The sequence below is a fragment of the Kitasatospora sp. NPDC001119 genome (assembly GCF_053598475.1).
Genome location: NZ_JBSFKI010000021.1, coordinates 127,495 through 141,698, shown reverse-complemented (window position 1 = coordinate 141,698; position 14,204 = coordinate 127,495). Strand labels below are relative to the sequence as shown.

Sequence of the window (14,204 nt, the reverse complement as noted above, 5' to 3'; positions counted from 1 at the left end):
GGTGCGGCCGGTCACCGGGCGGCCAGCCGTTCGGCGATGGCGCTCACGGTCCGGGCCCGGAACACCAGTTGCGGGGGGACGCGGCTGCCGGTCTCCCGGGACAGCCGCATCGCGACCCGGACGGCGGCCAGCGAGTTGCCGCCGATCCGGAAGAAGTTGTCCTCGCGGCCGACCTCGGCGAGGTCGAGCACCTCGCGGACCGCCTCGGCGACCAGGCGTTCGGCCTCGGTCAGCGGGTCGGCGGCCTCGTCGGCCGTCGCGTCCTCGTCGGAGGCGGCCGGGCGCCCAGCGGGGGCGGGCAGCGCCTTGCGGTCCACCTTGCCGTTGTGGTTGAGCGGCAGCGCGTCCAGGACGTCCAGGGTCGCGGGCAGCATGTGCTCGGGCAGCAGGCCGGCCAGGTGGTCGAGCAGGGCGTCCGGGCCGGGGGCGCCGGCGGCGACGGTGACGTAGGCGGCGAGCCTGCGGTCGCCGGGGGCGGGCTCGTGGACGGCGACGGCGGCCTCCCGGACGGCCGGGTGGCGGGTGAGCGCGTCCTCGATCTCGCCGGGTTCGACCCGGAAGCCCCGGATCTTGACCTGGTCGTCGATCCGGCCGGTGACCTCCAGCAGGCCCTCGGCGGTGCGGTGGCCGAGGTCGCCGGTGCGGTAGAGGCGCTCGCCGGGGGCGCCGTACGGGGAGGCGACGAAGCGTTCGGCGGTCAGGCCGGGCCGGCCGAGGTAGCCGTGGGCGAGGCCGCCGCCGGTGGCGTACAGCTCGCCGGTCACCCCGGGCGCGACGGGGCGCAGTTGCTCGTCCAGGACGAGGACGCCCTTGCCGTGCAGCGCGACGCCGATCGGGATGGAGCCGCCGGCGGCGTCGGCGGGGCCGACCCGGTGGCAGGTGGTCAGCCCGAGGCTCTCCACCGGGCCGTAGCCGTTGGCGACGACCAGGCCCGGGTAGGCCTCCAGGGCCTTGGCGACATGGGTGGTGGAGGCCCGCTCGCCGGCGGTGAAGGCGAGCTTCAGGCCGTCGTAGGTCTCCGGGAACTCCTCCAGCAGGAAGTTGAACAGGCTGGCGGAGAGCTGGAGTTGGGTGACACCGTGGCGGCGGGTCAGCTCGGCGACGGTCTGCGGGTCGGGGCGTTGGCCGGGCTGGAGGACGCAGGTGCCGCCGAAGCAGAGCGCGCCGTACAGCTCCAGCGCGAAGGCGTCCCAGGAGACCGGCGAGCACTGCAGCCAGACCTCGCCGGGGCCGAAGCGGGCGTAGTCCTGGCCGAGGTAGGTGGTGGTGAGCGCGCGGTGCGGGACGGCGACGCCCTTGGGGCGGCCGGTGGAGCCGGAGGTGAACATCACGGTGGCGAGGTCGGCGCCGTCGACCGGCAGGCCGAGGTCGTGGGCCGGGTACCGGGCGAGGTCGGCGGCCGAGGCGTCCAGGTCCACCTGGCCGGGGACGGCGAACGGCACGGTGGCGCGCCGGTGGGTGACCACCGTGGCGGCGCCGGTGTCGGCGACGGCGCCGGCCAGCCGCTCGGCCGGGAAGTCCGGGTCGAGCAGGGTGTACGCGGCCCCGGTCTTGAGGGCCGCCAGCAGGGCGGTGACCAGCTCCGGACCGCGCTCGGTCAGCACGGCGACGGTGTCGCCGCGGCCGATGCCCAGGCCCGCCAGGTGGCGGGCGAGCCGGTTCGCGGCGGCGTTCAACTCGCCGTACCCGACGGCGCGTTCGCCGGACACCAGGGCGACGGCGCCCGGCTCGCGGGCGGCCCGCGCCTCGAACAGGGCGTGCACCGGCACCTCGACGGCGGCGGCCAGGGTGCCCAGCCACTCCTCGCACAGGCCGGCCATGGTGGCCGGGTCGAAGAGGTCGCTGTCGTACTCGAAGCGGCCGGTGAAGCCGGTGCCGAGGTCGTCCACCGAGACGGACAGGTCGAAGCGGGAGACCGGGTTGGAGTGCAGGGAGCGGGTGACGGCGTGCCCGCCGACCGTGAACGGCCGGGGGTCCAGCGGGTGCAGCTCCAGCAGCACCTGGCAGAGCGGGTTGCGGTCCTCGGGGCGCTCGTCGAGCACGGCGTTCGCGATGTCGTCGAAGGGCACCTCCTGGTGCCGGTAGCCGCCGATCGACACCTCGCGCACGTGCCGGACCAGCTCGCGGAAGGAGGCGCCCTCCTCCAGCTTCAGCCGCAGCGGCAGCAGGTTGACGAAGTAGCCGATCAGGCCGTCGAGTTCGGCCCGGCCGCGGGCGTTCACCGGCGAGCCGAGGACCAGGTCGCGCTGCCCGGAGCGGCGGTGCAGGGTGAGCGCCAGCCCGGCCAGCAGCACCATGAAGGGGGTGGCGTCCTCGCTGCGGGCGAGCGCCCGGACGGCCTCGGCCACCGGGCCGGGCATGGCGAAGCGGTGGAAGGCGCCGCGGAAGGCCTGCTCCTCGGGGCGGGGGCGGTCCGGCGCCAGCGCGTCGGTGGTCGGCGCGTCGCGCAACTGCTCGCGCCAGTAGTCGAGTTGCTTCTCGGCGGTGTCGTCCTGGTACTGCCAGGCGGCGTAGTCGCCGTACTGGACGGCGAGTTCCGGCAGCTCGGCCGGGCGGCCCTCGGCCAGCGCGGCGTACAGCTCCTGGAGTTCGGCCTCCAGCACGGGCAGCGAGCCCTCGTCCCAGACGATGTGGTGGAGGAGCAGCAGCAGCGTGGTCGCCCCGCCGGCCCGGAAGACCCGGGCCCGCACCAGCGGTCCCCGCGCCAGGTCGAAGGGCTCCAGCGCGGCCTCGGCGACCAGCTCGTCCACCCGGTCGGCGGTGGTCTCGGTGAGCGTGAACGGCAGCTCCACGGAGGGGTGGACGACCTGGCGCGGGCCGTCCTCGGCGAGCTCGAAGGTGGTCCGCAGGCTCTCGTGCCGCTCCACCACCCCCGCCAGCGCCCGCCGCAGCAGCTCGGGGTCGACCGGCCCGGAGAAGCGGAACACCCAGGGCACCACGTAGGTCGGCGCGTCCGGGTTCCACTGGTCGAGGAACCACAGGCCGCGCTGGAACTTCGACAGCGGGGCCTCGGCGGCGCCCGAGCGCACCGGGGCCGGGCGCGCGCCGCCGGTCGCGGAGGTCACCGCGGCGGCGAACCCGGCCAGGGTCGGCGCGTCGAAGATGGTGTACGGCGACACCATGCCGAAGACGTCGAAGACCCGGCCCACCACCCGGACGGCGGTCAGCGAATCGCCGCCCAGGTGGAAGAAGTTGTCGTCGGCGCCGACCTCCGGCACCCCGAGCACGTCCGCCCAGACCGCCGCGATCAGCTGCTCGGCGGGGGTGCGCGGCGGGCGGCCGGCCGCCCTGCCCTCCGGCGCGGTCCGCGGCTGGGGCAGCGCCGCGCGGTCCACCTTGCCGCCGGCCGTCAGCGGGAAGGCCTCCAGCGCGGTGAGCGTCGCCGGGACCATGTGCTCGGGCAGCCGCCCGGCCAGCCAGGCCCGGGCCTCGGCGTACCCCGGCGCGGCGCCGGTGACGTACGCGGCCAGCCGGCCCTCGTGCGCCACCACCACGCAGCCGGTGACGCCGGGGTGGCCGGCCAGCACCTGCTCGACCTCCCCGGGCTCGACCCGGAAGCCGCGGATCTTCACCTGGTGGTCGGTGCGGCCGAGGAACTCCAGCGGGCCCTCCCCGGTGGCTCGGCGCACCAGGTCGCCGGTGCGGTACATCCGGGCTCCCCCGGGGCCGTCCGGGTCCGCGAACGGGTCGGCGACGAAGCGGCCGGCGGTCAGGCCCGGGCGGCCGAGGTAGCCGGAGGCCAACAGCGGCCCGCCGACGTACAGTTCGCCGGCCTCGCCGGGCGGCACCGGCCGCAGCCGCTCGTCGAGCACGTGCAGCAGGCGCCCGCCGACGGCGGTGCCGATCGGCACCCGGGCACCCGGCTGCTCCTGACCGCCGTCGAGCCGGTGGACGGTGGCGGTGACCACCGTCTCGGTCGGACCGTACGCGTTCAGCAGCGGCACCCCGGTCGCCGCCCACCAGGCGGCGGCGGTGGCCGGCTCCAGCTTGTCGCTGCCGGAGACCATCAGCCGCAGGGTGCGCGGCACCCGGCCGCCCAGCGCCGCCACCACGTCCTGGAAGTAGCCCGCGGCCAGGTTGGCGACGGTGACGCCCTCGGCGTCCAGCAGTTCCAGCAGCGCGGCCGGGGCGAGCAGCCGCTGCTCCGGCAGGACCAGGCAGGCCCCGGCGGACAGCGCCCCGAGCACCTGCTCCACGGCCACGTCCACGGTCGGACGGGCGAACTGCAGCACCACGTCCCGCTCGGTCAGGCCGAGGGCCTCGACCACACCGGCCAGGTGGCCGGTCAGGGCCGCGAGCGGGACGTGCACGCCCTTGGGGCGGCCGGTGGTGCCGGAGGTGTAGATGACGTAGCCGGCGCCCGCGCCCACACCCGTCCCGTCGCCGAGCTCGGTGAGCTCCTCGCCGTCGAGGGCGAGCCCGGCCCCGGCGTCCTCGACGATCCAGCGGTTGCGCTCCTCGGGCGCCTCCCGGTCCAGCGGCAGGTAGGTGGCCCCCGCCCGCAGCCCCGCCAGCAGCGCGACCACGTGGTCCAGCCGGTCGCGGCCGGTCACGGCGACCGTCCGCCCGGGGGCGAGCCGGGCGGCGAGGGCGGCGCTCAGTCCGTCCAGCTCCCGGTAGCTGACGGTCCGGGCCCCGGCCCGGACGGCCGGCCGCTCCGGGAAGCGCGCGACGGCGGAGGCGAACGGCGCGAATGCGGGCGCCGTGAATTCGACGGGAAAACCGCGAGAGGACATCATCCAGCCCCAGATCGTGAGAGGAATCGGCGAAGAAGGCGATAGGGGGATCACGAAGCCCTATCGGCAGAACGGGCGGAAGGAAGTCGGCAGTTTCCTTCTGCCGCTTCCCGAGCAGGCCAGGGCTACCGGCCGAGGGGGATTCCGGAATTCCCGGGGGACCAGACGTCCGCCTCTTCCAGGGCCTCCGGGGAGTACTTCCCGAGCGCGCTGATCAGCAGCCGGAGTTCCAGCGCCAGGCATTCCGCGAAACGGCGGAGCCCGGATTCCCGGTCCTCCGCGACGGCGAGCAGGGCCGCCCGTCCGAGGCCCACCGCGCGGGCCCCCAGCGCCAGGCTCTTGACCGCCCGGGCGCCCTCCCAGATCCGCCCGGAGACCAGCAGGGAGGGCGGCGGCACGACCGCCAGCCGGCGCAGGCACTCCGCGAGCGGCAGGCCGACGTGCGGCAGGAACACCCCCGGCGCCCAGCCGGTGCCGCCCTCCGCGCCGTCCACCACGACGGCGTCCGCCCCGGCCTCGTGCGCCACCCGGGCGGCCTCGGCCACGTCCCGGCCGGGGTAGAGCTTCACCCAGATCCGCACCCGCGGGTAGTTGTTGCGCATCAGCCGGATCTGCTGGCGCAGGATCTCCGCGGTGAAGGTGCCCGGGGTGGCGGCGCGCAGCACCCGCCCGTCGCCGAACAGCGGGTCGAGCCCGAAGCGGTCGCCGAGCGCGGCGGCGGCCTCCGCGTCCAGCACGGTCATCCCGCCCAGGCCCGGTTTGGCGCCCTGGCCGACCTTCAACTCGAAGGCCAGCCGCCCGGATTCGAGCAGCGGCAGGGCGGCCGGGTCGCTGTGGACGAGGTTCCACACCTCGGCGTCGGCGTCCTCGGTGCTCTGCTGGACGGCCACGCCGCCGAGCCCGTCCGGGAGTTCCTCGCCGTAGGCGCGCAGCCGGCCGAGCAGGGTGCGGTCGGCGGCCTCGCCGAGCCGGCCGTAGCCGTTGACCGGCACCACGTTCTCGCCGATCACCATCGGGATCCCGAGCGCCCCGGCCTGCCGGCTGAGGGCCAGTCCGAGGTCGCCGCCGGCCGCCCGGGTGGAGCCGGTCGCGGAGACGTACACCGGCAGCGCGGAGGCGAACCCGCCGATGGCGGTGGCGAGTTCGACGTCCCGGTAGTCGGGCTCGCGGCCCAGGTCGATCAGCTTGGCGAGCCGCTGCGGCAGGAACAGCGGCGGGACGATCCGCAGGGCGTCAAGGGCGTCGGACGGCGCCGCCTCCTCGGCCGCGCCGGCGCCGAACAGCACCCGCCCGTACTCCTCGGCGGGCGGGAACACGGCGGCCGCCCCGGCCCGGGCCCGCCGCCGGACCTCCTCCTCCGGGAACCCCGGTGCGGTCAGGTCGCTCATGGCGACACCACCCCGGCGACCTTGGGGAACGCGCTGGCCTGCCAGACGGCGTCCAGCCCGGCGACGTACCGGGTGAGCCGCTCGACGCCGATGCCGAAGCCCGCGCTGGCCGGCACGCCCTCGCGCACCAGGTCCAGGTACCAGCGGTACTTCTGCGGGTTCTCGCCGGTCTCCCGCATCCGGGTGACGATCTCCGCGTAGTCGTTGGTGCGCTGGCTGCCGCTGCACAGCTCGCCGTAGCCCTCGGGCGCGAGCAGGTCGAAGTTCCGCAGCAGGCCCGGGTCCTGCGGGTGCTCGCGGTCGTAGAAGCCGCGCGAGCCCTTCGGGTAGTCGGTGACGAAGAACGGCCGGTCGCGCCGGGCCGACAGCAACGCCTCGCCCTCCCAGTCGAGTTCGGCGTCCAGACTCTGCGGGTGCCCGATCCCGCGCAGTTCGGCGACCGCCTCGGCGTGCCGGACCCGGCCGAAGGAGCCCTTCAGCAGGTCGGCGAACGCCTGCGGGTCCCGGCCGAGTTCGGCGAACTCCTTGGGCAGCTCGCGCACCGTGCTGCCGACGATGTGCACCACCAGCTCCTCGGCCAGCCGGACGGCGTCGTCCCGGCTCGCGCCGGCCGCCTCCACGTCCAGCTGGTGGAACTCGGCCAGGTGCCGGCTCGTCCCGGCGGTCTCCAGCGGCTCCAGACGGACGTTCGGGGCGATGCAGAAGATCTTGTCGAAGGCGAGCAGCGAGGCCTGCTTGTACAGGATCGCGCTGGTCATCAGCTTGTAGCGGTGGCCGTAGAAGTCGATGTCCACCTGCTTGGAGCCGCGCGCGCCGGGGTCGGTGACCGGGCCGATGATCGGCGGCAGCAGCTCGGTGAAGCCCCGGCCGCGCAGGAACTCGCGGGCGGCGGACAGCAGGTGCTGCTGGATCCGCAGCGCGCTGCGGGTGGTCGGGGCGGTCAGGTGCCGGCCCGGATCGGTCGGGGGCAGGGGGGTGGCGTCGGGCATGGTCGGAGTCCTCTTCTCTCGGGGGGCCGTGGTCCGCCGTCGGGGGCGCGGGCGGTCGTCGGTGGTGGAGCGCCGGCCGGGCGGGACGACTGGAGCGCGGGCGGCTCGGCGGGGCGGCGGCTCAGCGCGCGACGGGCAGGCCCCGGGCCGCGGACGCGGACGCGGAGGCGGCGGCGTACCGGGCCCGGCCGTCGTAGCTCCGCTGGACGTGGGAGAGCGCGGCGAGCAGCCCGGCCGAGCCGGGGATCGGCGCGCGGCCGCGCTCGCCCAGCCCGGCGATCGGCATCGAGCCGACCGAGGACCAGTACAGTCGCCCGTCCGGGCCCAGCGAGCTGCGCGTCCGCCCGGCGTTGTCGGGGTGCAGGCAGTACGGCACGTCCAGGTAGCCGGCCGCGAACGCCCGTACCAGGGCCCGCCCGACGTCGGCGTCCAGGTCGAGCACCGCGCCGATCAGCGCCCTGGCCTCGGCCTCGATCCCGGTGTCCGGCGGCATGGCGAGACGGCGGTCGGACGCCGGGGGCCGGGCCCGCTCCGCCGTGGCGGCCGCGGCGGCGGCCTCCAGCGCCCGGACGTTCTCGGCGACGGTCGGGATGCGGTGCGCCTCGGCCGTGGTCTTGACGATCAGCCGGGCCGCGCCGCCGCGCACCGCGAGCCGCGCCGCGTCCTCCAGCAGCAGCCGCGCACCGCCGGGCGAGCGCGGGTACACGCCCATGTACGCGTACACCACCAGGTGCCAGTCGATGTCCGTGAGCAGCTCCCCCGCGATCCGGCCGAGCGCGGCCAGCGCCTCCTCGTCCTGGCGGGCGTCGGCCTGCTGGGCGTAGCTGAGCGAGATGCTGCGCAGCCCGTGCCGGCGGAAGAACAGCGCCTCCAGCACGCTGACGGCGATCAGCAGCGAGGGCGGGCAGAGCTGGCCCATCAGGCAGCCGCCGAACGTCTCCAGGTGCGGCTCGGCGCCGAACTCCCGGACGGAGGCCAGCAGTTCGCAGCCGCGACGCCAGCGGGCCACCGCCTCGTGGAGCGGGGTGCGGCCGTACGGCAGGCAGTAGGAGACCGGTCCGCCCTCGGTGGCGTCCAGGCCCGCCGCCAGCAGCGCCTCGACGATCCGCTCCGGCGCGGCCGAGCCGTGCCGGACCTGCACCGGGAAGCCCGCGTCCGCCACCCCGCGCAGCACCGCCCGGGTGACCTCGACGGGGTGGGTGGCGATCGGGTAGCCGTTGAGGCCCGCCCCGGCGGCCAGGGCGCGCCGGGCGGCCGCGAGGTCGCCGGTGCGGGTGTAGCTGTCCAGGGTGATGGTGCCGACGGTGACGGCAGCCGCGCCCCGGGTGGCGAGCAGGCCCGCCCGCATCGGGGCCGCCTCCGCCATGCCCATCCGGGGCTGGACCACCAGCGCGCCCGCCTCGGCGGCCTGCGCCACGAACGCGCCGAAGCCCGTCCCGGCGGGGCCCGCCCGTTCAGGTCCGGTCTCCGCGGGACCGAACCCGGCGGGACCGGCCCCGGCGGGAGCCGTCACAGCAGCACCCCGGAGCGCAGTCCGCCGACGAAGGCGCGGAACCCGGCCACCGCGGCGCCGTCCTCGAAGACCGCGTCGAACCCGGCCGCCAGCAGCGCGCGTTCGCGGTCCGGGTCGTCAGCCCCGGCGATGCCGAGCTTGCCGCCGATGACGGTCGGGGTGCTCCGCAGCTCCGGGCAGGCGCGGAGGGCCTCGATCACCCGCAGGCCCTCCTGGTGGCCGTGCCCGTTGACGCTGCTGATCACGATCAGGTCCGGTTCGGCCCGGCGGCACTCGGAGAGCAGCAGCGCGTCCGGGACGCACGCGCCCAGGTTCGTCACCCGGTGGCCCATCTCCTCCAGCAGGAACTGGAGGTACACCAGGTTCCAGGTGTGCGAGTCCGAGGCCGTCGTCGTCACGACGACGTCCAGACCGCCCGGACCGTTCTGTTCGGCATTCCCGTGCTCCACGACTCCGCCCTCACCGGTAGTGATCCTCGATGGCGTTCCGTCGCGTTCTGCGCGGCGGCCCGGCCCCACGGAGAACGCTAGGAACGATCGGGCCCGGCAAGCGGCAGCTCCGGCGGCATTAAGCGGCAGAATGGGTCGGCCGGCGGCAGAACCGGTCAGCCCGCGGCCGCCAGCAGCGGGACGTCCCCGGCCGGCGCGAGCCGCGGCCCGGGCTCCTCCCGGACCAGCCGGCGGCACAGGTTGAGGACGGTGAAGCGCACGCCGTCCCGGGCGGGCACGCTGCGGATCAGCCCCCGCGACAGCAGTTCGTGCACCGTGGCCAGGCAGGTCTGCAGCGTCCAGCCGCTGCGGACCACCGCGTCCTCCCCCGACCAGTCCCCGGGCTCGTCCACCAGCACCTCCAGCAGGGCGCGCTGACGGTCCGTCAGGCAGAGGATCGCCGGCTCCAGGTCGTCCCGCAGGTCACCGCGCGCGCCGAACACCACCGGCGGCGCCGCCAGCGTGAACGGGACGGCCGCCAGACCGGCCACCAGCTGGGCGGTGGACCGCACCAGCGCCCAGCCCGCCGCCCGCTCCAACGCGCCCGGCAGGCCGTCCAGTCGGCGGCACAGCTCCGCGACGGCGGGCGCCTCGGAGCGCTCCAGGGTGTAGCCGGGCCGCAGCCGGCACAGGTGCGAGAGCAGCAGCCGGACGGCCCCGACCTGCGCCAACGCCTCGGGCTCGGCGTCGAGTTCGGGGTCCGGTACGGGCAGCGGCGCGAGCGGGATGACCTGGCCGCCGGGCAGCGGCCGGGCCTCCCGGGCGGTGATCAGCACCCGCAGCCCGGGGCAGTGGCGGAACAGCCCGTCCAACTGCCCGGCGTCCACCCCGCCGTCGGCGCCGTCCAGCACCAGCAGGGCGGGCCGCTCGCCGATGTCCCGGACGAGGTCGTCCAGCCGCCCGCGCCACGGGTGCGGGCCGCCGCCGCAGTCCACCCAGCGCACCGACCAGCGGACGGCCAGGTGCAGCCGGCGGGCCACCTCCAGGGCGAGCCGGGTCTTGCCCACCCCGCCGAGGCCGACCAGCGAGACCAGCCGGTCCCCGTGCACGGCGAAGGCGTCGGCCAGCACCTCGGCCTCCGCCTCCCGGCCGACGATCGCCCCGCGCGCCACCGGCGGGGCGGCCGGCTCGTCCCCCGGCTCGTCCGCGGCCTGCTGCCGGCGGGCGGCCTCCTCGAAGTCCGTCCGGCTGCGGCCCTCCAGCCGCAGCGCGTCCGCCAGCAGCCGGACGGTCTCGTTGCGGGGCCGTCGCACCCGGCCGCTCTCCATGTCCCGGATCGCCCGCACGCTCAGGGTCGCGTGATCCGCCAGGCACTGCTGGGTCAGCCCGATCCGCTCGCGCCGTAGCCGCAGCAGCTCGCCGAAACCCGCCGCCGTTCTCACCGCTTGCACCGACAGCCCGCCGTCCATGCCTCGTCTGCCCTTCGTGGTCCGGACTCCTCCTGGCGTCGGGACCGGTGGCGGCGTCAGCCACGGGCGCCCGTACGGCCCGTGGTCCGGCCGTACGGGACCCGGCGATCAGGCTGTGGCCTCCGGACCGGTTCCCTCCGGGTCCCGATGCTCCAGGCTCGTCGTCTACGCCCGATCAACGGCCGATCACCGGCCCTACCCACGACCTTCACCCGGGCCTCACAGCCCGCCCGCCACCTGGGCGGCCTCCCCGGCGCATCCGGGTGAACCGTGGTGCCACTCGGGCACGTTAATGCCGTTTATCGGATTTTCGGCACGCATACTACGCCCGTACGGTCACTGTCCGTATCAGGTCAACAACTCCCCGCATCCGCTCCACCGTCCCCGTGCCCGTCACCACCGCCATCCACCCCGCGCCGTCCAGCTCACCGCCGTCCAACCCACCGCTGTGCAGCCCACCGCGTGACACCGGACCGCTCGACCGAAGGGAATCGTCATGAGGCGCTGTCCAGCCACCAGCGGACACGAGCGAAGTCGACGCGGCCGCCGACACGGAAGCCGACCCGGGATGGACACGCTCCGCGACCGCCTCGTCGGGGCCGTGCTCACCCTCCTCCTCGCGTTCGCCACGGCCTCCGGCTCCTTCGCCGCCCCCGCCGTGGCACACGCGCCCAGCCGTGACCCCCGCACCCCCGCCACCGGCACGACGGCCGCCCCCGCCGACCAGCGGAACGGCCGCCACGACGTCCGCCAGCAGCCCGTGACCCTGGCGAAGACCGGCACCGACACCACCACCGGCAGCACCACCCAGGCCGCCCAGGGCGACACCGTCCGCTGGGTCGTCTCCGCGACCAACCCCGACGGCGCACCCGTCAGCACCACCGTCACCGACGCCATCCAGGGCGGCCCCGGCAGCACACCGCAGACCCAGTCCTACGTCCCCGGCTCACTGCAGGTGCCCCCCGGCTTCACCAAGCAGTGGTCCACCGACGGCGGCACGACCTTCTCCGGCACCGACCAGGGCGCAGCCACCAACGTCGTCCAGGCCACCAACCCGACGCTCTCCTCCCCGGCGACCGGCCAAGTGGTCCAGATCCCGCCGCCGTTCACCCCGATCAACACCGCCACCGGCGGCGACGGCTTCACCCCCATCCGCTACACCGCCACGATCAACGGCGTCCCCACCCCCGAGATCTGGAACATCTACCACCACGGCTTCTCCAACACGGCCAGCGTGGTCTGCACCGACCTGCTCACCAACGGCCCCTGCCCGACCCCGACCGGAGCCCCCGCCACCTGGCCCCAGGCGCTGAACTCCTCCGCCGCCGACACGACCACCGGCGACATCGGCAGCACCCGCACCCCGACCTACGTGCAGATCGGCTCCCGGCTGTACTACGCCGCGATCAGCCGCGTCACCCAGGCACTCATCGGCGTCGGCTGCATCGACCTCCAGGCCCAGACCAGCTGCGGCCTCACCCCGCTCCAGACCGGCACCGGCCTGGTCATCGGAGGCGTCGTCCAGGCGCCCAACCAGCTGATCTACGCGGTCTCCGGCACCGGCGAGATCCTCTGCTACGACCCCGTCGGCAACTCCTCCTGCGGCACCTTCAATATCGGCCTGCCGCCCAACGAGGGCCAGGTCGCCTTCAGCGGCGACTACGCCGGCATCATGCGGGTCATCAACGGCAAGATCTACGTCACCGACAACCAACTGGCCCCGCTGCCCACGGTGATGTCCTGCTTCGACCCGTCGACGAACGCCGCGTGCACCGGCTGGGCCACCCCCAAGACCGTCGTCACCCCGACCGGCACCGAAGCCGCCCGCGCCGACAACGTCTTCGAGATGTACGACACGGCCGGCACCGTCACCGGCGTCTGCACGGCGGTCGGCGGCGTCGAACTGGCCGTCACCCCGCCGGTCGGCACCGTCGTCTGCTTCGACTTCGCCGGCAACCCCGTCGCCGCGCCCCCCGGCCTGCAGACCCTCCTCAGCACCAACGTCGCCCCCGGCGAATCCAACTTCCAGGTGCCGCTCACCATCACCGCCCCCAACGGACACCTCGAAACCGAGTTCCCGTTCTGGATCTACCTCAGCATCTCCCCCACCTCCAACAGCTCCGAGTTCTGCTACGACTGGAACACCCAGGCCCCCTGCGCCCAGTACGGCACCAACGGCGTCGTCAACGGCCCGCCCAACGTCAACGGCGGCGACACCAGGCCGTACGGCTTCGCCTACGACGGCCAGTGCAAGTACAGCCTCGGCGACACCGGCTACCTGTTCTCCATCGACCCGATCACCGGCGCCTCCCCCTGCCTGAAGACCAAGGCCCAGGGCAGCCTCAACCCCTCCGCGTACTACTGCGACGGGGCCACCGGGCACGTGAGGTCGTACGGCACGGTCAGCCTCCTCGGCCTCGACCCCACCACCGTCGACTTCACCCAGTCCTCGGTGACCGTCCTGGCCTCCGACGGCACCACCATCGGCACCTTCCCGTTCAACCCCACCACCGAGACGGCGGACATCTCGTCCGTCCCGACCAGCGACTCACCGATCCAGGTGATCGCCAACCTCACCCTCGTCAACGGGTCGTCCTTCACCCCCGGCAACCACCCGCAGATGCAGGTGACCTTCGTCGGCGACGCGCCGCAGATCTGCTTCGAGACCACCGTCTCCACCGACTGCTCCGTCACCACCGTCTCCAACCAGGCCTCCGCCGTCACCAACGGCCAGCCGCCCGTCACCTCCAACACCGTCACCCTCCAGGTCATCCCCGGCGCCGAGTGCGCGCCGAAGCTGGAGATCCTCAAGGAGGTCTGCACCTCCACCAACGCCGCCGACTGCGGGCCCGGCGGCCCCGGGCCATGGGCCAAAACCACCACCCTCGCCCCCGGCGGGACGGCCTACTGGCGGATCACCGCGACCAACACCGGCCTGGTCAACATCACCGGCATCACCCTGGACGACACCGTCACACCGTCCTGCGTGACAGCCGCCGGGACGTTCGACCTCGCAGCGGGCGCCTCCCATCAGATCTTCTGCAACCTGCCGGGCGTCACCCAGTCCACGACGAACACGGTGACCGCCTCCTTCCCCGGCCCCGGCGGCACACCGGTCAGGACGGGCCCGTCCGAGGCGAGCGCCGTCGTCCCGTCCCTGGCGATCAACAAGGAGGTCTGCACCTCGGCCAACGCCGCCGACTGCGGCACCGGGGGTCCGGGCCCGTGGGCCAAGACCACCACCGTCGCGCCGAACGGCACCGCCTACTGGCGGATCACCGTCACCAACACCGGCACGGTCAACGTCACCGGCATCACGCTGAACGACACCGTGACGCCCTCGTGCGTGACGGCCGCCGGGACGTTCGACCTGGCGGCGGGCGCGTCCCAGCAGGTGTTCTGCAACCTGCCGGGCGTCACCCAATCCACCACCAACACGGTGACGGCCTCGTTCCCGGGCCCTGGTGGCACCCCGATCACCACGCCCCCGTCCGAGGCGAGCGTCGACGTTCCGTCGCTGGCGATCAACAAGGAGGTCTGCACCAGCACCAACCCGGCCGACTGCGGCACCGGAGGCGCAGGCCCGTGGGCCAAGACCACCACCATCGCCCCGAACGGCACCGCCTACTGGCGGATCACCGTCACCAACAACGGCCCGGTCAACATCACCGGCATCACCCT

At 74.7% G+C, this 14,204-nt stretch carries 7 protein-coding genes; 1 reads left to right on the top strand and 6 read right to left on the bottom strand.

The window, feature by feature from the left end:
- Positions 1–11: 11 nt before the first annotated feature.
- From ACWDD9_RS25585 to ACWDD9_RS25560, 6 genes are all read right to left on the bottom strand, one after another.
- Positions 12–4,736, bottom strand: a complete 4,725-nt coding sequence (locus ACWDD9_RS25585; RefSeq protein ID WP_449812772.1) for an amino acid adenylation domain-containing protein — start codon at positions 4,734–4,736, stop codon at positions 12–14.
- A gap of 125 nt (positions 4,737–4,861) precedes the next feature.
- Complete coding sequence (locus ACWDD9_RS25580; RefSeq protein WP_449812758.1) at positions 4,862–6,124, bottom strand: glutamate synthase-related protein; 1,263 nt, start codon at positions 6,122–6,124, stop codon at positions 4,862–4,864.
- Positions 6,121–7,113 carry an asparagine synthetase A gene (locus tag ACWDD9_RS25575; protein WP_259316464.1) on the bottom strand — a complete coding sequence of 331 codons (993 nt, stop codon included), beginning with the start codon at positions 7,111–7,113 and terminating at the stop codon, positions 6,121–6,123. Before ACWDD9_RS25575 ends, ACWDD9_RS25580 begins: the two co-directional genes overlap by 4 nt.
- A 121-nt stretch (positions 7,114–7,234) precedes the next feature.
- On the bottom strand, positions 7,235–8,530 hold the full coding sequence (locus ACWDD9_RS25570; protein WP_449812771.1) for a methylaspartate mutase: 1,296 nt from the start codon (positions 8,528–8,530) through the stop codon (positions 7,235–7,237).
- 92 nt (positions 8,531–8,622) lie between these two features.
- Positions 8,623–9,075 (bottom strand): cobalamin B12-binding domain-containing protein, encoded by a 453-nt coding sequence (locus ACWDD9_RS25565; RefSeq protein WP_049658201.1) that lies wholly within the window; start codon positions 9,073–9,075, stop codon positions 8,623–8,625.
- Positions 9,076–9,230: 155 nt separating this feature from the next.
- Positions 9,231–10,523 carry a helix-turn-helix domain-containing protein gene (locus ACWDD9_RS25560; RefSeq protein WP_074006448.1) on the bottom strand — a complete coding sequence of 431 codons (1,293 nt, stop codon included), beginning with the start codon at positions 10,521–10,523 and terminating at the stop codon, positions 9,231–9,233.
- A gap of 568 nt (positions 10,524–11,091) precedes the next feature.
- On the opposite strand from ACWDD9_RS25560, the gene ACWDD9_RS25555 reads away from it, so the two are divergent.
- Positions 11,092–14,204 (top strand): DUF7617 domain-containing protein (locus tag ACWDD9_RS25555; protein ID WP_449812757.1); only part of this gene is annotated, 3,113 nt, incomplete at its 3' end.